Source organism: Streptomyces sp. NBC_01808 (assembly GCF_035917395.1).
Taxonomy (GTDB): Bacteria; Actinomycetota; Actinomycetes; order Streptomycetales; family Streptomycetaceae; genus Streptomyces.
The window spans coordinates 1081979-1099633 of record NZ_CP109072.1 but is presented as its reverse complement, the minus strand read 5'-3'; the positions used below and the strand labels follow the sequence as shown (position 1 = coordinate 1099633).

Below are 17655 nucleotides of genomic sequence, written 5' to 3'. Positions count from 1 at the left end.
CGCCCCGGCGCTCCGTACGGGCCGTCAGCCGCCGTCCGGGACGGCGTAACCCTCCGCGCCCGTCGCGCGCCGGCCGACGAACGACACCACGCGGTCGCCCGCCGCGGCCACCCGCCGGTCCGTCGGGTCCTCGAACGCGGCGGGCAGCGTGCCGTCGCCGACGACCTCGCCGTCGGCCAGCGCGTACTCCACGAGGTGCACCTCGTCCTCGTCGCCGAACTCGGCCCGCACGGTGACCGTTTCGTCGTCCATCGCCAGGATCGCCGGCGCGCCGAAGGCCACCCCTTCGTCCCACCGGACCTCGCCGGTGACGGCGTCCACGGCCGCCAGCCGGTAGGGCGCGACCACGCTCGGCGCTTCTGCGGCGACGACCACGGTGTCGCCGTGCGCGCCGATCCACGGGATGTCGGTGTTCTCGTCGCCGCTGAGGCTCAGCTCGCCGAACGGCGCGGCCTCCGGGATCTCGTGGTGGTTCCTGCCGGTCCGGTCGAAGACCAGCAGCGCGTTCTCGCTGCCGTCGCCGCCGCGCCCCAGCTCGACCGAGACCGGCTCCGCGGTCAGCGGCCACGACTCCGTGGCGTTGCGGGGCAGTTCGAAGCGCCAGCGCTCCTCGCCGGTGGCCGAGTCCAGCTCCACGACCGTGTTGGGGTTGTCGGCCCGGCCGCACGTCTCCATCAGCACCGTGGTGCGCGGCCCGGTCAGCGCGTCGGACAGCCGGCAGCCGTCGATGCCGTCGGTGCGCTGCCAACGCTCGTCCCCCGTGCGCGCATCGAAGCCCAGCACCCCCTCCTCGGCGGCGACCACCAGCCGCCCGCCGGACATGCCGAGCGCCGGGCTGCGGGTCGAGGAGCCGCCGGTCTCGCGGTGCCACAGCAGCCGGCCGGTGGCGGTGTCGACGGCGCCGACCACGCCGCAGTCGTCCAGGCCGTCGTCCTCGTCGCCGTAGACGACCGCGCCGATCCCGTCGTACGTGGCGGTGCGGCCCCGGGACGTCTGGCACGCCACCGCCGAGCCCCGCGGCGGCGCTACGGACCAGAGCCTGTCGCCGCTGCCGGGGTCGAGTCCGACGGTGCCGCGGGCGTCGGTGCGGGCGGCGGCGTGCTCGGTGAGCCAGCCGCCGACGAGGGCGGTCCGGTTGCCGGTGCCGGAGACCGGGGCGCGCCAGTCGCGGACCCGGTCGCCCGCGGCGGTGACGTCGGCGGCGGAGTCGGCGGCGGGACCGGAGGGCTCGGGCGCGGCGGTACGGCCGTCACCCTTGTCCCCGTCGCCGCCCGGGGTACGGGATGAGGAGGAGCCCTGCTCGGCGGCGCCCGGCTCGCCGTCGTCGTCCGGGAACAGGAGGAACCCGGCGGCCAGCAGCGCGGCCGCCGTCACCGCCGCCGTCGCGGCGAGGGCCGCGGGCCGGGACGCCAGCCGGCGGAGCCTGCCTGCCATGCCCGCGCCCCTGGCCGGGGGCGCGGTCGCGGACGCGGGGGACCGGGGCGGCGCCAGCGGGTACGACGTGGTGGCACCGCTGACCGCCGGCGACTGCTCCGGCGCCGCCCGATCCGCCGCCGGGTCCGGCGACTCCGCCGCCCGCGCCGCCGCGATCACCTGCGCCGGAGTCGGCCGGTCCGCCGGCTCGCGGGCCAGGCAGGCCCGTACGAGATCCGCCAGCTCGGCCGGCACCCCCGTCAGATCAGGCGTGCCGTGCACCGTCCAGTACGCCAGCGTCGCCGCGGGCGCGTCGCCGTACGGCGGCCGCCCGGTGGCGGCGTACAGCAGCACCGCGCCCAGCGAGTACACGTCGCCTGCCGGGCCCACCGGGGCGTCGCCGACGAGCTGTTCCGGCGAGGCGTAGCCGAGGGTGCCGATGGCCATGCCGGTGCCGGTGAGGCCGGTGGCGTCGGCGGCGCGGGCGATGCCGAAGTCGATGACGCGCGGCCCGTCGTCGGCGAGCAGGACGTTCGACGGCTTCAGGTCGCGGTGCACGATCCCGGCGGCGTGGACCACGACGAGAGCCTCGCCCAGCGCCGCCGCCAGCGAGCAGAGCCGGCGCGGCGGCAGCGGCCCGTCCGCCGCCACCGCCTGCGCCAGCGAGGGGCCCGGGACGTACTGCGTGGCCAGCCAGGGCGTCGGGTCGTCGGGCCCGGCCGCGACGAGCGGCACGGTGAAGAAGCTCAGCACCCGGCGCGCGGCGTCGGCCTCCTGGCGGAAGCGCGCCCGGAACTCCGGGTCGGCCGCCAGCTCCTCGTGCACCAGCTTGAGCGCCACGTGCCTGCCGTCGTCGGCGCGTGCGAGGTGCACCTCGCCCATGCCGCCCGCGCCGAGCAGCCGCACCAGCCGGTACGGGCCGACGCGCGCGCCCGCGTCCCGCGCGCCCGGCTCCGCCCCCCGCGGCGTGCTCATGCGCCCGGCGCGGACAGCAGCGCCATGCCCTCGGTGTCGGTCGGCGAGTCGAAGATGATCACGGTGTCCTCTCGCGCCAGCAGGGCGTCGACGTGGGGGATCTGCAGGGGGAGGGTGCCGCCGGTGTGCGCGTCCCCGTCCGCCAGGGCCAGCCGCAGCAGCGGGATGCCGCCGAGGACCTTCTCCGAGCTGCCCAGGAGCACGCCGTCGTCGCCCACGCCGTAGACCGCGCCGAGGGCGTCGTCGGGCAGGGTACGGTGCCAGCGCCACGCGCCCGTGCGCGCGTCGTACGCCGCGAGGCCGAAGACGGGCCGCGTCTCGGGTCCCGCGGAGTAGGCGGTGACGAGGGTGTCGCGCCAGCCGAGCAGTTCCGGGGCGAGCGTCTCGCCGTAGTTGCTCGTGGTGACGACGCCGAACGGCTGCTTGCCCGCCAGCGGTTCGTGCGCGGTCCCGTCCGGGGCGAAGACCTGGAGCGGCAGCTTGTCGGAGTCCTCCAGGTAGGTCCGTACGGCGACGGGCTCGACCGTCTCGATGTTGCCCCCGGTGACGCCCGCGCCCAGCTCGGTCGACCAGCGCACGGTGCCGTCCGCCGCATTGAGCTGCGCGACGCGCACCCGGCCGGCGCTCGGCTGGTCGGCGCGCCGCCGGTCGTCGCCGCCGTCGCAGACGGTGATCATGGCGACGCTCGTCCGCCCGGCGGCGGCGTCGCCGAGCGCACATCCGTCGCCGTCCTCCGGAGTACGCAGCCACACGGCCCGGCCGTCGCCGAGGGCGTAGCCGACGAGTCCTGAGTACGAGCGGACGACGACCCGTTCGCCCACGATGCCGACCGTCGTGCTCACCGCGTCGTCGCCGCCCTTCGGGGGCCGCAGCCCGGTGCGCCAGACGGTCGCGCCGGTGCCGGTGTCGAGGACGGCGAGCCGGTCGCAGCCCTCGCCGGCCTCGGCGGAGGTCCCGTACGCCACGGCGCCCCGGCCGCCGCTCGTGGCCGGCGACATGGCGCACGGCACCAGCCCCTCGGCCGGCGGCGTCGCGGTCCACCGCAGGTCGCCGTCGGCGCGGTCGTAGCCGCGGACGTCGTGCTCGTCGGCCCGCACGACGGTGTCGCCGGCGAGCCAGACGCCGAGCAGGCCGCGGCTCCTGGTCTCGTTGACGTCCTCGCCCGCCGCGGGCTCTTCCGGTCGGTTGTCCCAGGCCACGGACCACTCGCCGGTGGCGAGGGAGACGCCGTCGACGGGGCTGGCGGGCGCGGGCAGGGCGCGGTCGCCGCCGGGCTCGGCGGGGTTGGTCACGGGCGACCCGGACGCCGCGGGGCGGCCGCGGCCGTCGGCGCCGGGCGGCGGTCCGCCGCCCGGGTCGTCGCCGTCGCCGCCGCGCAGCAGGGTGGCGGCGAGCACGGCGGTGGCCGCGAGTACCGCGGCGGCGGCGAGCACCACCCGTCGCCGCCGGGGGCGGCGGCCGTACCGGAGCGCGTCGGCGGTGACGGGCGGTCCTGGCAGGGCGCGGCTCCGGCTGCCGAGGTCGGGCGGCGGCCCGAAGACCCCCGCGGGCTCGGGGGCGTCCGGCGGCGCGGGCACGTCACGGGGGCGGTCCGCGGGCGTCCCTGCGCCGTCGCCGCCCGGCCCTGCGGCATCCCGTACGGTCCCGGCCCCGCCCGCACCGCCGTCCGGCGGCGGCGGGTCCCCGCGGCCGCCCCCCGCGGCGGCCTCCTCCCGTACGGGCACCGCCCCCCGGTCCCGTACCGCCCCCGCCGCGAACGCCCACGACACCCCGCCCGCCGGCCCCGCCGCCGCCGCGACGGCCGCCACCCCCGGCCGCCCGCCCGGGTCCTTCGCCAGGCACCCGGCCACCAACTCCCGCAGCCCCTCCGGCACTCCGGCGAGATCCGGCTCCCCGTGCACCGTCCGGTACGCCACCGCATGCGCCGGCCCGTCGCCGAACGGCCGCCGTCCCGTCGCCGCCGTCGCCAGCACCGCGCCCAGCGCGAACACGTCGCAGGCCGGCGTCGAGACGCCCTCCGTCAGGTGCTCGGGCGCCGCGTACCCGGCCGTGCCCATCAGCACGCCGGTCCCCGTCAGCCGGGTGGCGTCCGCCGCCCGGGCCACGCCGAAGTCGATGACGCACGGCCCGGCCGCGCCCACGATCACGTTCGCCGGCTTGAGGTCCCGGTGCACGATCCCCGCCGCGTGGATCGCCTCCAGCGCCGTCGCCAGCGCCGCGGCCAGGGCCCGCAACCGCCCCTCGGTCAGCGGTCCGTGCGCCCGCAGCAGCGCGGCCAGCGTCGGCCCCTCGACGTACGCGGAGGCCAGCCACGGCCGCGCCGCGTCCGGGTCCGCCGCCAGCAGCGCCGCCGTGCAGGGGCTCGCCACCGCCCCCGCCGCGGCCACCTCACGGGCGAACCGGACGCGGAACTCGGGGTCGCGGGCGAGGAAGGAGTGCACGACCTTCACGGCGGCGGGCCGCCCGGCGGCGTCGCGGGCGAGGAACACCTGCCCCATGCCGCCGCGGCCCAGCGGTCGCACCACGCGGTACGGGCCGAACCGCCGCCCGCCGTCCGCCTCCTGCCCAGTACCCATGCGCCGCCCCCCTCGCCGGTCCCGAGTCTCCCGCCGTTCGGATGACTAGAGACGCCCCGTACCGCCATTGGAGTTCCGGATCTTCTTTTCGCCACGAAGGCGTAACCTCACGGCGCCCGCCGCGGATAGGAAGTCCGGGACATCTGAGTCCCCGTCAGAAACACTCGCACACACCGACGACGAGGAGAAACACGGATGCGCGTATGGGCGCGGGTGGCGGTCGCGATGGTCGCGGCGCCGGCGGGAGTGGGACTGCAGGCCGGGGTCGCGAACGCCGACGAGCACTACAACGGCGGCAGCGTCTCGAACGGGTCGAGCTTCGCCCTCCTCCGCACGGGGCAGATCGACGACCCGATGGAGGACGTACTGGAGCACTTCCTCCTGCTCGGCGGAAACCACACCTGGGACTAGGCCCGCGCGGCGCTCCTGGCAGGATCGTTCCCACCGTGGCGGGTCGTGCGGGTACCGTGCGGGGCTAAGGCAGCCCCGGACCGCGGTACGGCCATGACCAGCCGGGCGTCGGTACGTGACGGGTCACAGAGCAGAGGGTGCACGGGATGCAGCACGCAGTGGGGGTTCCGCAGCCGCCCCAGGGCAGACCTGGCCCTGCCGGTCCGCCGCTGCCGGCGGCGGCCGGGCCGCATGACGCGGTGGAGACGACCGGCCACATCAAGCTCCCGGTCGGCGGCCCCGTGGCCCTGCCCAGCCCGCCGCCCGCACCCATGCCGCACGGCGCACCGCCACCCACGGTGGCGGTGCTGCTCATCGGCCCGGCCGGGGCCGGCAAGACCACCGTCGCGCGCTACTGGGCGGACACCCGCAGGGCGCCCACTGCCCACATCAGCCTCGACGACGTACGCGAGTGGGTGCGCGCCGGCTTCGCCGACCCGCAGGCCGGCTGGACCGACCACTCCGAGGCGCAGTACCGTCTCGCCCGCCGCACCTGCGGCTTCGCCGCCCGCAACTACCTGGCCAACGGCATCTCCTGCATCCTCGACGACGCGGTCTTCCCCGACCGCCCCGTGGTCGGCCTGGGCGGCTGGAAGCGGCACGTCGGCCCCGGGCTGCTGCCCGTGGTGCTGCTGCCGGGCCTGGAGTCCGTCCTCGCCCGCAACGCCGCGCGCACCGGCAACCGGCGGCTCGCGGACGAGGAGGTGGCCCGCATCCACGGCCGGATGGCCGGCTGGTACGGGTCCGGCCTGCCGATCATCGACAACTCGCACCACGACGTGCCCGCGACCGTCCGGATGCTCGACGACGTCGTCGGGCGCAGCCTGGCGAGCCCTCCGGCCTGGTAGCCGGGGCAGGCCAGCGCGGGGCCCGCCGGGTACGGCGGATTCCGTGCCCGCGGCGTGCCGTGCGGGGCGGGGCCCGTGCCCGTACGGACGCGCTCCGGCGGCCCGGGACCCCGGGCCGCCCTAGGCTCGGATCATGCCCGAGGTGCACGCTGCCCGCCGTACCCGGCTGCGCTCCCACTGCGAGGCGGCCGGCAGCGACGCCGTGCTCGTCTCCCGGCCGGCGAACATCACCTACCTCACCGGCTGCGCCCCGCCGGGGGCCGTCCTGCTGCTCGGCGCCGGCGACGACATGCTCGTACGGCCCGGCGATCCCGCACTGGACCCGGTGGGCGCCCCGCAGCCCGACGACCTGCGGGTCCACGCCCTCGGCGGCCCCGAAGGGGACGCCGCCGTCGCGGCCACCGGGCTCGCCGCCGCGGGCGGGGCCACCGCGCTGGCCGTCGAGGAGCACCACCTGACCGTGGCCCGGCACCGCGCCCTGGCCTCCGTCGCGCCCCGGCTCGTGCTGATGGACCTCTCCCGCGCCGTGGAGCAGCAGCGCCTCGTCAAGGACGACGAGGAGATCGCCTGCCTGCGGATCGCCGCCGAGATCGGCGACCAGGCGCTGGGCGAGCTGCTGGAGTCCATCCTCGTCGGCCGTACGGAACGGCACCTGGCGCTGGAGCTGGAGCGGCGGCTCGTCGACCACGGCGCCGAGGGCCCGGCGTTCCCCACCGCCGTCGGCACCGGGCCGCACGCCGGCCGCGCCGGGCACGTACCGACCGACCGGCGGGTGGAGGAGGGCGACTTCCTCACCGTCTGCCTGGGCGCGCGCTACCGCGGCTACCGCTGCGAGATCGGCCGCACCTTCGTCGTCGGCACCGCCCCCGACGACTGGCAGATCGAGCTGTACGACCTGGTCTTCGCCGCGCAGCGGGCCGGCCGGGAGGCACTGACGCCGGGCGCGGAGTACCGCGAGGTGGACCGGGCGGCGCGCCAGGTGCTGACCGCGGCCGGACACGGCGACGGCGTCGGTCCCTTCACCGGCCACGGGGTGGGACTCGAAATCGACGAGGACCCGCGGCTGGCCCCGGGGGCGATGGGTAAACTGGACGCTCGTGTGCCGGTCACCGTCGAGCCGGGAGTCCATCTCCCCGGCCGGGGCGGGGTCCGGATCGACGACACGCTCGTCGTCCGCTCGCCGGCGGACGGCGGTCCCGAGCTACTCACCATCACGACGAAGGAACTGCTCGCGCTCTGACCCCGGCCGGGTCCTGGCGAATCCGGGCCTCCTTCGTCGTCCACGCAGTCCAGGAGATTTCGCGACGTGGCCACCACGAACGACCTCAAGAACGGCTTGGTGCTCAAGCTCGACGGCGACCAGCTCTGGTCCGTCGTCGAGTTCCAGCACGTGAAGCCCGGCAAAGGCCCTGCCTTCGTCCGTACGAAGCTGAAGAACGTGCTCTCCGGCAAGACCGTCGACAAGACGTTCAACGCCGGCGTGAAGGTCGAGACGGCCAACGTCGACCGCAGGGACATGCAGTTCTCGTACAAGGACGGCGAGTACTTCGTCTTCATGGACATGGAGACGTACGACCAGGTCCACATCGACCCCAAGACCGTCGGGGACACCGCCAACTACCTGCTGGAGGGCTTCGACACCACCGTGGCGCTGCACGAGGGCACGCCGCTGTACGTCGAGCTGCCCGCGGCCGTCGAGCTGACCATCGCGCAGACCGACCCGGGTGTGCAGGGCGACCGCTCCACCGGCGGCACCAAGCCGGCCGAGCTGGAGACCGGGTTCTCCATCCAGGTCCCGCTGTTCATCTCCACCGGCGAGAAGATCAAGGTCGACACCCGCTCCGGCGAGTACCTCGGCCGCGTGAGCGGCTGACGTGGCCGCACGGAACACGGCGCGCAAGCGCGCGTTCCAGATCATCTTCGAGTCCGACCAGCGCGGCGCGCCCGCGGGGCAGGTGCTGGAGGACTGGATCCGGCTGGGGCGGACCGACCCCCGGCAGCCGCCGGTCGGCGACTTCACCCGGCGGCTGGTCGAGGGGTACGCGGAGCACGCCGCCCGGATCGACGAGCTGCTGAGCTCGTACTCGGTCGGCTGGACCCTGGACCGGATGCCGGTCGTGGACCGCAGCATCCTGCGTCTGGGGGCGTACGAGCTGATCTGGGAGGACGAGACGCCGGACGCGGTGGCGATCGACGAGGCGGTGCAGCTCACCAAGGAGTTCTCCACGGACGACTCCCCGGGCTTCGTCAACGGCCTGCTGGGCCGGCTCCAGGAGCTGAAGCCGCGGCTGCGCCGGGACGCGGAGGCGGGCCCGGAGGCGGCGGCGGAAGCGGAGGCGATCCCGGAGCCGGGAGCGGACGCGGACGGCGCGTCGGCGCCGCGGGACGAGGGCGGCGACGCGGCGGCCACCGGGGACTCCGGGGCCGGCGCGGCGGAGGCCGTGCCCGGCGCCGCCCCGGCGGAGGACGTGCCGGACGGCGCGCGGTCCGACGCCGGCTAGCGCCACGCGCGTCTCTCACGTTGACGGCCGCCGTCTGCGGACCGGACCCGGACGGGCCCGGTCCGCAGACGGCGGCACGTTTCTGCAGGTGAGGCGCGGGTCAGGCGTCTTCGTGGACCACGACGGCGCGGCGGGCGTCGGCGTCCAGGACGCCCCAGCCGATGAGCTGCTCGGTCAGCACCGAGGGCGACTGGTCGTAGATCACGGCGAGCGTGCGCAGGTCGTCCTGGCGGATGGAGAGGACCTTGCCGTTGTAGTCCCCGCGCTGGCTCTGGATCGTCGCCGCATAGCGCTGCAGCGGGCCCGCCTTCTCCGCGGGGATCTGGGCCAGGCGCTCCAGGTCCAGCACGAGCTTCGGCGGCGGCTCCGCGGCCCCGCCGGGCGCCGAACCCGGGAGAAGCTCCTGCACCGGCACCCCGTAGAAGTCCGCCAGCTCGGCCAGGCGCTGCACGGTGACCGCACGGTCCCCGCGCTCGTACGACCCGACGACGACGGCCTTCCAGCGCCCCTGGGACTTCTCCTCCACGCCGTGCAGTGAGAGGCCCTGCTGGGTACGGATGCCCCGGAGCTTGGCCCCGAGCTGTTTGGCGTATTCGCTGGACATATGGCTCCCCGGACGACAGTCTGGTAACTCACTGTGAGGTTACGCAGCGTAACTTGGCTTCGTCAAGCGGAAGATTCATCCGGTCGCCACCCATCAGGGTGGTGCGCGCGCGGCGGTGGAGCGGCGGAGCCCCGGCGGCGGTGGTGTCCGGCCGCGCTGTTACGGTAGAGGGGACCTGACGTCCTTTAACACCCGTCCTGTGAGGCGGGGAAGGGGGTCCTTTTCGTATGGACACGCACAGCCCTGAACCGGCGCGGCCCGTACTGGAGGCGCCGGACATCCAGCGGGTGCTGACCCGCATCGCGCACGAGATCGTGGAGCGCACCAAAGGCGCCCACGACGTGGTGCTCCTGGGCATCCCGACCCGCGGCGTGTGGCTCGGCCACCGGCTCGCCGCGAAGCTCGAAGAGATCACCGGCAGCAAGTTCGGCCAGTCGGGGGTCGGCTCGCTCGACATCACGATGTACCGCGACGATCTGCGCATGGGCCCGCCCCGCGCGCTCGCCCGCACGGACATCCCCGCGGAGGGGATCGACGGCCGGCTGGTGGTGCTCGTGGACGACGTGCTCTTCTCCGGACGCACGATCCGCGCGGCGCTCGACGCGCTGAACGACATCGGCAGGCCGCGGGCGGTGCAGCTCGCCGTCCTCGTCGACCGCGGCCACCGCGAGCTGCCCATCCGCGCCGACTACGTCGGCAAGAACCTCCCCACGTCGCTGCGGGAGACGGTCCGCGTCCAGCTCACCGAACAGGACGGCCGCGACGCCGTGCTGCTCGGCTCCAAGTAGGACGCCCGCCCCGCCCGCCGGCCGCCGGGGGCGTACGCCCCCGTGAGCCGCGGCGCGCGACCCGCCGTACCCACGACACCCCGGAGCACCCAGTGAAGCGCCATCTCATCTCGGCCGCCGACCTGTCCCGCGACGACGCCGTGCTGATCCTCGACACCGCCGAGGAGCTGGCCCGGATCGCGGACCGGCCCATCAAGAAGCTGCCCACCCTGCGCGGCCGCACCGTGGTCAACCTCTTCTACGAGGACTCCACCCGGACCCGCATCTCCTTCGAAGCCGCCGCCAAGCGGCTCTCCGCCGACGTCATCAACTTCTCCGCCAAGGGCTCGTCGGTCTCCAAGGGCGAGTCCCTGAAGGACACCGCCCTGACCCTGGAGGCGATGGGCGCCGACGCCGTCGTCATCCGCCACCACGACTCCGGCGCCCCGCACCGGCTGGCCACCTCCGGCTGGATCAACGGCTCCGTCGTCAACGCCGGCGACGGCACCCACGAGCACCCCACGCAGGCGCTCCTCGACGCCTTCACCATGCGCCGCCACCTGGCGCCCGGCACCGGCGGCGGGCTCGACGGCCGCCGGATCACGGTCGTCGGGGACATCCTGCACAGCCGGGTCGCCCGCTCGAACGTGCTGCTGCTGCACACCCTCGGCGCCGAGGTCACCCTCGTCGCGCCGCCCACGCTGGTGCCGGTCGGCGTGGAGAGCTGGCCGTGCGAGGTCTCGTACGACCTGGACGCCGTGCTGCCGAAGTCCGACGGCGTGATGATGCTGCGGGTGCAGCGGGAGCGGATGAACGCCGCGTTCTTCCCCACCGAGCGCGAGTACGCCCGCCGCTACGGCCTCGACGGCGAACGGATGGCGCGCATGCCCGAGCACGCCCTCGTCATGCACCCGGGCCCGATGAACCGCGGCATGGAGATCACCGCCGAGGTCGCCGACTCGCCCCGCTGCACCGCCGTCGAGCAGGTCGCCAACGGCGTCTCCATCCGCATGGCCGTGCTCTACCTGCTGCTCGGCGGCGCACCGGGCGAGGCCCCCGCCGCCGCCCCGACCGCCACCCCCGCCCCGACCGCCGCACGCACCGAGGAGACCGACCGATGAGCAAGACCCTGATCCGCGGCGCGAAGCTCCTCGGCGGCGAGGCCCGGGACGTCCTGATCGACGGCGAGACCGTCGCCGAGGTCGCCGAGCACGGCGTGGCGCTGCCGGCCGAAGGCGCCGAGGTGGTCGAGGCCGCGGGCCACATCCTGCTGCCCGGCCTGGTCGACCTCCACACCCACCTGCGCGAGCCCGGCCGCGAGGACTCCGAGACCGTCCTGACCGGCACCCGCGCCGCCGCGAAGGGCGGCTTCACCGCCGTCCACGCGATGGCCAACACCTTCCCCGTCGCCGACACCGCCGGCGTCGTGGAGCAGGTCTGGCGGCTGGGCCGCGAGTCCGGCTACTGCGACGTGCAGCCGGTCGGCGCCGTCACCGTGAGCCTGGAGGGCAAGCAGCTCGCCGAGCTGGGCGCCATGCACGAGTCCGCGGCCGGGGTCGTGGTCTTCTCCGACGACGGCAAGTGCGTGGACGACGCCGTGATCATGCGCAGGGCGCTGGAGTACGTGAAGGCGTTCGACGGCGTCGTCGCGCAGCATGCGCAGGAGCCGCGGCTGACCGAGGGCGCCCAGATGAACGAGGGCGTCGTCTCCGCCGAGCTGGGCCTCGGCGGCTGGCCCGCCGCCGCCGAGGAGTCGGTCATCGCCCGGGACGTGCTGCTCGCCGCCCACGTCGACTCCCGGGTGCACATCTGCCACCTGTCCACCGCCGGCTCGGTGGAGATCGTGCGCTGGGCGAAGTCCAAGGGCTGGCGGGTCACCGCCGAGGTCACGCCGCACCACCTGCTGCTCACCGACGAGCTGGTCCGCTCCTACGACCCCGTCTACAAGGTCAACCCGCCGCTGCGCACCGAGACCGACGTACGCGCGCTGCGCGAGGCGCTGGCCGACGGCACCATCGACTGCGTCGCCACCGACCACGCCCCGCACCCGCAGGAGGACAAGGACTGCGAGTGGGCCGCCGCCGCCATGGGCATGGTCGGCCTGGAGACGGCGCTGTCCGTCGTGCAGCAGACGATGGTCGACACCGGGCTGCTCGACTGGTCGGGCGTCGCCGACCGGATGTCCTTCCGCCCCGCCGCCATCGGCCGCCTCGACGGCCACGGCCGCCCCGTCGCCCCCGGCGAGCCCGCCAACCTCACCCTGCTCGATCCGGCCTACCGTGGTCGGGTGGATCCGCACAGCTTCGTCTCCCGCAGCCGCAACACCCCGTACGCGGGCCGCGAGCTGCCCGGCCGGGTCACGCACACCTTCCTGCGCGGCCGGGCCACGCTCGCCGGAGGTGAGCCCGTATGACGCTCGCCACCCTGCTCGCCGAGGAGCCGCGGTCGCAGCCGGTGACCGACTGGGCCGCACGCACCGGCTGGGTCGTCGGCCTGATCCTCTTCATCGCGCTCGTCTACTGGCTGATGCGCGAGGGCTGGAAGTGGCGCGGCCAGCTCCAGTCCGGCATTCCGGACCTGCCCGCGATCCCCGGGGAGACCGGGGAGGTACGGCTGGAGCTGACCGGCCGCTACCACGGCACGACCGCCGCCGGGCAGTGGCTCGACCGCATCGTCGCCCACGGCCTGGGCGTACGCAGCCGCGTCGAGCTGACCCTCACCGAGCAGGGCCTGGCGGTCGTACGCCCGGGGGCCACGGACTTCTTCATCCCCACCGCGCACCTGCGCGGCGCCCGGCTCGACAAGGCCATCGCAGGCAAGGTCCTCACCGAGGGCGGGCTGCTGGTGGTCACCTGGGCCCACGGCGGCGCGGAGTACGACTCCGGGTTCCGCTCAGACCACGCCGCCGAGCACGCCGCCTGGGTGGCGGCGCTCGGCGCCCGGACGACAGAGAAGGCTCCCGCCGACGCCGCCGCGAGCACCGCAGACAGCACCACCACGGAAGGCACACGATGACCGCAGCCCACCGCGGCCAGGACAGCCCCGCCGTACTCGTCCTCGAAGACGGCCGCAGCTTCCGCGGCCGCGCCTACGGAGCGACGGGGGAGACCTTCGGCGAAGCCGTGTTCTCCACCGGCATGACCGGCTACCAGGAGACCCTGACCGACCCCTCGTACCACCGCCAGGTCGTCGTCATGACCGCCCCGCACGTCGGCAACACCGGCGTCAACGACGAGGACGCCGAGTCCGCCCGCATCTGGGTCTCCGGCTACGTCGTGCGCGACCCCGCACGCGTCCCCTCCAGTTGGCGCGCCACCCGCTCCCTCGACGAGGAGCTGCGCCGCCAGGGCGTCGTCGGGATCTCCGGCGTCGACACCCGGGCGATCACCCGGCACCTGCGCGAGCGCGGCGCCATGCGCGTCGGGATCTTCTCCGGCGACCGGGTCGCCGACCCGGACGCGATGCTCGCCAAGGTGCGGGTGCAGGAGCAGATGAAGGGCGCGGACCTCGCGCCCGAGGTCGCCACCGACGAGCCGTACGTCGTCCCCGCGATCGGCGCGAAGCGCTTCACCGTCGCCGCGCTCGACCTCGGCATCAAGGGCATGACGCCGCGGCGCATGGCCGAGCGCGGCATCGAGGTGCACGTGCTGCCGGCCACCGCCACGGTCGAGGAGGTCTACGCGGTCCGGCCCGACGGCGTGTTCCTCTCCAACGGGCCCGGCGACCCGGCCGCCGCCGACCTCACCGTGGTCCGCGCGGTGCTGGAGCGCGGCACGCCGCTGTTCGGCATCTGCTTCGGCAACCAGCTCCTCGGCCGCGCCCTGGGCTTCGGCACGTACAAGCTGAAGTACGGCCACCGCGGCATCAACCAGCCCGTCCAGGACCGCACCACGGGCCGGGTCGAGGTCACCGCGCACAACCACGGCTTCGCCGTGGACGCCCCCCTGGACGAGATCACCGGTACCCCCTACGGGCGCGCCGAGGTCAGCCACGTGTGCCTCAACGACCGGGTGGTCGAGGGCCTGCGGCTGCTGGACCGGCCGGCGTTCTCCGTCCAGTACCACCCCGAGGCGGCCGCCGGGCCGCACGACGCCGCGTACCTCTTCGACCGCTTCGTCCAGCTCATGGCCGCTCAGACGGCACAGACAGCACCGCCAGCACAGGGAGCCCAGCGTGCCTAAGCGCACCGATATCCGGTCCGTCCTGGTCATCGGCTCGGGCCCGATCGTCATCGGCCAGGCCGCCGAGTTCGACTACTCCGGCACCCAGGCGTGCCGCGTGCTCAGGGCCGAGGGCCTGCGCGTCATCCTCGTCAACTCCAACCCGGCGACGATCATGACCGACCCGGAGATCGCCGACGCCACGTACGTCGAGCCGATCACCCCCGAGTTCGTCGAGAAGATCATCGCCCGCGAGCGCCCCGACGCCCTGCTGCCCACCCTCGGCGGGCAGACCGCGCTCAACACCGCGGTCTCGCTGCACGATTCGGGGGTGCTGGAGAAGTACGGCGTGGAGCTGATCGGCGCCAACGTCGAGGCCATCCAGAAGGGCGAGGACCGCGACCAGTTCAAGGAGGTCGTCGCCGAGGTCCGCCGCAAGACCGGGCACGGCGAGTCCGCGCGCTCGGTGATCTGCCACACGATGGACGAGGTGCTGGCGGGCGTCGACGGCCTCGGCGGCTACCCCGTGGTCGTCCGGCCCTCCTTCACCATGGGCGGCGCCGGCTCCGGCTTCGCGCACGACGAGGAGGAGCTGCGCCGCATCGCAGGACAGGGGCTCGCGCTCTCGCCGACGACCGAGGTGCTGCTGGAGGAGTCCATCCTCGGGTGGAAGGAGTACGAGCTGGAGCTGATGCGCGACAAGCACGACAACGTCGTGGTCGTCTGCTCCATCGAGAACCTCGACCCCATGGGCGTGCACACCGGCGACTCCGTGACCGTCGCCCCGTCGATGACGCTCACCGACCGTGAGTACCAGATTCTGCGCGACATCGGCATCGCCGTCATCCGCGAGGTCGGCGTCGACACCGGCGGCTGCAACATCCAGTTCGCGGTCGACCCGGCGGACGGCCGGGTCGTCGTCATCGAGATGAACCCGCGCGTCTCCCGCTCCTCGGCGCTCGCCTCCAAGGCCACCGGCTTCCCGATCGCCAAGATCGCCGCGAAGCTGGCCGTGGGCTACACCCTGGACGAGATCCCCAACGACATCACCCGCGAGACCCCCGCGTCCTTCGAGCCCACGCTCGACTACGTGGTGGTGAAGGTCCCCCGCTTCGCCTTCGAGAAGTTCCCCGCTGCCGACGCGACGCTCACCACCACGATGAAGTCGGTCGGCGAGGCCATGGCCATCGGCCGCAACTTCACCGAGGCGCTGAACAAGGCGCTGCGCTCGGTCGAGAAGAAGGACGCCCCCTTCGACTTCGCCGGCCCGCCGGCGGGCCCCGGGGAGAAGGCCGCGCTGCTGGAGAAGGCCGCCGTGCCCACCGACGGCCGGCTGAACACCGTGATGGCCGCGATCCGGGCCGGCGCCACCGAGGCGGAGGTGCACGAGGCGACGCGGATCGACCCGTGGTTCGTCGACCAGCTCTTCCTGATCAAGGAGGTCGCCGACGAGCTGGCCGCCGCCGACCACCTCGACCCGGACCTCCTCGCGTACGCCAAGCGCCACGGCTTCTCCGACGCCCAGATCGCCGGCGTACGGGGGCTGCGCGAGGACGTCGTGCGCGAGGTGCGCCACGCGCTGGGCGTACGCCCGGTCTACAAGACCGTCGACACCTGCGCCGCCGAGTTCGCGGCCCGTACCCCGTACCTCTACTCCTCGTACGACGAGGAGACCGAGGTCGCCCCGCGCGAGCGGCCCGCGGTGATCATCCTCGGCTCCGGGCCCAACCGCATCGGCCAGGGCATCGAGTTCGACTACTCCTGCGTCCACGCCTCCTTCGCCCTCGGCGAGGCGGGCTACGAGACCGTGATGGTCAACTGCAACCCGGAGACCGTCTCCACCGACTACGACACCTCCGACCGGCTGTACTTCGAGCCGCTGACGCTCGAGGACGTGCTGGAGGTCGTGCACGCCGAGACCCAGGCGGGCCCGGTCGCGGGCGTCCTCGTGCAGTTGGGCGGGCAGACCCCGCTGGGGCTCGCGCAGGCGCTGAAGGACAACGGCGTGCCCGTCGTGGGCACGTCGCCGGAGGCGATCCACGCCGCCGAGGACCGCGGCGCGTTCGGCCGCGTGCTCGCCGAGGCGGGGCTGCCGGCCCCCAAGTACGGCACCGCGTTCTCCTTCGCCGAGGCCAAGAAGATCGCCGCCGGGATCGGCTACCCGGTCATGGTGCGGCCGTCGTACGTGCTCGGCGGGCGCGGCATGGAGATCGTCTACGACGAGCCGTCGCTGGCCGCGTATCTGGAGCGGCACGCGGGGCTCATCTCCGAACACCCGGTCCTCGTCGACCGGTTCCTCGACGACACCATCGAGATCGACGTCGACGCGCTCTACGACGGCCACGAGCTGTACCTCGGCGGCGTCATGGAGCACATCGAGGAAGCCGGCATCCACTCCGGCGACTCCGCCTGCGCGCTGCCCCCCATCACCCTCGGCGGGCACGACATCAAGCGGCTGCGCGCCTCCACCGAGGCCATCGCGCACGGCGTCGGCGTCCGCGGGCTGATCAACATCCAGTTCGCGCTGGCCGGGGACATCCTCTACGTCCTGGAGGCCAACCCGCGCGCCTCGCGCACCGTCCCCTTCACCTCCAAGGCCACCGCCGTCCCGCTGGCCAAGGCCGCCGCCCGCATCTCGCTCGGCGCCACCGTCGCCGAGCTGCGCGCGGAGGGCATGCTGCCGGCCACGGGCGACGGCGGCACGCTGCCGCTGGACGCGCCGATCTCGGTGAAGGAGGCCGTGCTGCCGTGGACGCGCTTCCGCGACATCCGCGGCCGGGGCGTCGACACCGTGCTCGGCCCGGAGATGCGCTCCACCGGCGAGGTCATGGGCATCGACAGCGTCTTCGGCACGGCGTACGCCAAGTCGCAGGCCGCCGCGTACGGCGCGCTGCCCACCCGGGGCCGCGCGTTCGTCTCGGTCGCCAACCGGGACAAGCGCTCGATGGTCTTCCCGGCCCGCGAGCTGGTCCAGCACGGCTTCGAGCTGCTGGCCACCTCCGGCACCGCGGAGGTGCTCAGGCGCAACGGCATCGCCGCGACCGTCGTACGCAAGCACTCGCAGGGCCCGGGGCCCGACGGCGAGCGCACGATCGTGCAGTTGATCCACGACGGCGCCGTCGACCTCATCGTCAACACGCCGTACGGCACCGGCGGCCGGCTCGACGGGTACGACATCCGTACCGCCGCCGTCGCCCGCGGCGTGCCGTGCCTGACGACCGTCCAGGCGCTGGCCGCCGCCGTCCAGGGCATCGAGGCGCTGACCCGCGGCGAGGTGGGGGTGCGCTCCCTCCAGGAGCACGCCGGGCACCTCACCGAGGCCCGCGCCCGCTAGCCGCCGCCCCCGAGTCGTCCCGTGCCC

13 protein-coding genes and 1 pseudogene are annotated in these 17655 nt (G+C 74.6%); 11 read left to right on the top strand and 3 right to left on the bottom strand.

Features of this window, described 5'->3' with window-relative positions:
- Positions 1-24: 24 nt before the first annotated feature.
- Positions 25-2388 (bottom strand): protein kinase domain-containing protein, encoded by a 2364-nt coding sequence (locus OG946_RS04395; protein ID WP_326794844.1) that lies wholly within the window; start codon positions 2386-2388, stop codon positions 25-27.
- The gene (locus OG946_RS04390; RefSeq protein ID WP_326794843.1) at positions 2385-4964 is read right to left on the bottom strand and encodes a protein kinase domain-containing protein; all 2580 of its coding nucleotides are present in this window, start codon (positions 4962-4964) and stop codon (positions 2385-2387) included. Before OG946_RS04390 ends, OG946_RS04395 begins: the two co-directional genes overlap by 4 nt.
- 195 nt (positions 4965-5159) lie before the next feature.
- Between OG946_RS04390 and OG946_RS04385 the strand changes: the two genes are divergently transcribed.
- From OG946_RS04385 to nusB, 5 genes and pseudogenes are all read left to right on the top strand, one after another.
- Complete coding sequence (locus OG946_RS04385) at positions 5160-5375, top strand: hypothetical protein (protein ID WP_326794842.1); 216 nt, start codon at positions 5160-5162, stop codon at positions 5373-5375.
- A gap of 146 nt (positions 5376-5521) precedes the next feature.
- A complete protein-coding gene (locus tag OG946_RS04380; protein ID WP_326794841.1) occupies positions 5522-6262 on the top strand; it encodes an AAA family ATPase in 741 nt (246 codons plus the stop codon).
- A gap of 133 nt (positions 6263-6395) precedes the next feature.
- A complete protein-coding gene (locus OG946_RS04375; RefSeq protein ID WP_326794840.1) occupies positions 6396-7502 on the top strand; it encodes a M24 family metallopeptidase in 1107 nt (368 codons plus the stop codon).
- 66 nt (positions 7503-7568) lie between these two features.
- Positions 7569-8135: an elongation factor P gene (gene efp, locus OG946_RS04370; protein WP_101425548.1), complete on the top strand. Its 567-nt coding sequence runs from the start codon at positions 7569-7571 to the stop codon at positions 8133-8135.
- Position 8136: 1 nt separating this feature from the next.
- Positions 8137-8562: pseudogene (nusB, locus tag OG946_RS04365) on the top strand (transcription antitermination factor NusB); the annotation flags it as partial.
- A gap of 301 nt (positions 8563-8863) precedes the next feature.
- Here the strand turns inward: nusB and bldD are convergent.
- Positions 8864-9367 carry a transcriptional regulator BldD gene (gene bldD, locus OG946_RS04360; protein WP_018836716.1) on the bottom strand — a complete coding sequence of 168 codons (504 nt, stop codon included), beginning with the start codon at positions 9365-9367 and terminating at the stop codon, positions 8864-8866.
- A gap of 227 nt (positions 9368-9594) precedes the next feature.
- On the opposite strand from bldD, the gene pyrR reads away from it, so the two are divergent.
- The 6 genes from pyrR to carB all read left to right on the top strand — a co-directional run bounded on the left by pyrR (position 9595) and on the right by carB (position 17628).
- Complete coding sequence (gene pyrR, locus OG946_RS04355; protein ID WP_101425550.1) at positions 9595-10155, top strand: bifunctional pyr operon transcriptional regulator/uracil phosphoribosyltransferase PyrR; 561 nt, start codon at positions 9595-9597, stop codon at positions 10153-10155.
- 92 nt (positions 10156-10247) lie between these two features.
- On the top strand, positions 10248-11255 hold the full coding sequence (locus tag OG946_RS04350) for an aspartate carbamoyltransferase catalytic subunit (protein WP_326794839.1): 1008 nt from the start codon (positions 10248-10250) through the stop codon (positions 11253-11255).
- Complete coding sequence (locus tag OG946_RS04345) at positions 11252-12547, top strand: dihydroorotase (RefSeq protein ID WP_326794838.1); 1296 nt, start codon at positions 11252-11254, stop codon at positions 12545-12547. Before OG946_RS04350 ends, OG946_RS04345 begins: the two co-directional genes overlap by 4 nt.
- Positions 12544-13149: a PH-like domain-containing protein gene (locus tag OG946_RS04340; RefSeq protein ID WP_326794837.1), complete on the top strand. Its 606-nt coding sequence runs from the start codon at positions 12544-12546 to the stop codon at positions 13147-13149. The genes OG946_RS04345 and OG946_RS04340 overlap by 4 nt, the downstream gene beginning before the upstream one ends.
- Positions 13146-14315 (top strand): glutamine-hydrolyzing carbamoyl-phosphate synthase small subunit, encoded by a 1170-nt coding sequence (carA, locus tag OG946_RS04335; RefSeq protein WP_326794836.1) that lies wholly within the window; start codon positions 13146-13148, stop codon positions 14313-14315. The genes OG946_RS04340 and carA overlap by 4 nt, the downstream gene beginning before the upstream one ends.
- Complete coding sequence (gene carB, locus OG946_RS04330) at positions 14308-17628, top strand: carbamoyl-phosphate synthase large subunit (protein WP_326794835.1); 3321 nt, start codon at positions 14308-14310, stop codon at positions 17626-17628. Before carA ends, carB begins: the two co-directional genes overlap by 8 nt.
- The last annotated feature ends 27 nt before the right edge of the window (positions 17629-17655 follow it).

Coding starts and splice junctions, on each gene's coding strand:
- OG946_RS04395 (WP_326794844.1), bottom strand. CDS start 2,388: ATGAGCACGCCGCGGGGGGCGGAGCCGGGCGCGCGGGACGCGGGCGCG.
- OG946_RS04390 (WP_326794843.1), bottom strand. CDS start 4,964: ATGGGTACTGGGCAGGAGGCGGACGGCGGGCGGCGGTTCGGCCCGTAC.
- OG946_RS04385 (WP_326794842.1), top strand. CDS start 5,160: ATGCGCGTATGGGCGCGGGTGGCGGTCGCGATGGTCGCGGCGCCGGCG.
- OG946_RS04380 (WP_326794841.1), top strand. CDS start 5,522: ATGCAGCACGCAGTGGGGGTTCCGCAGCCGCCCCAGGGCAGACCTGGC.
- OG946_RS04375 (WP_326794840.1), top strand. CDS start 6,396: ATGCCCGAGGTGCACGCTGCCCGCCGTACCCGGCTGCGCTCCCACTGC.
- bldD (WP_018836716.1), bottom strand. CDS start 9,367: ATGTCCAGCGAATACGCCAAACAGCTCGGGGCCAAGCTCCGGGGCATC.
- pyrR (WP_101425550.1), top strand. CDS start 9,595: ATGGACACGCACAGCCCTGAACCGGCGCGGCCCGTACTGGAGGCGCCG.
- OG946_RS04345 (WP_326794838.1), top strand. CDS start 11,252: ATGAGCAAGACCCTGATCCGCGGCGCGAAGCTCCTCGGCGGCGAGGCC.
- OG946_RS04340 (WP_326794837.1), top strand. CDS start 12,544: ATGACGCTCGCCACCCTGCTCGCCGAGGAGCCGCGGTCGCAGCCGGTG.
- carA (WP_326794836.1), top strand. CDS start 13,146: ATGACCGCAGCCCACCGCGGCCAGGACAGCCCCGCCGTACTCGTCCTC.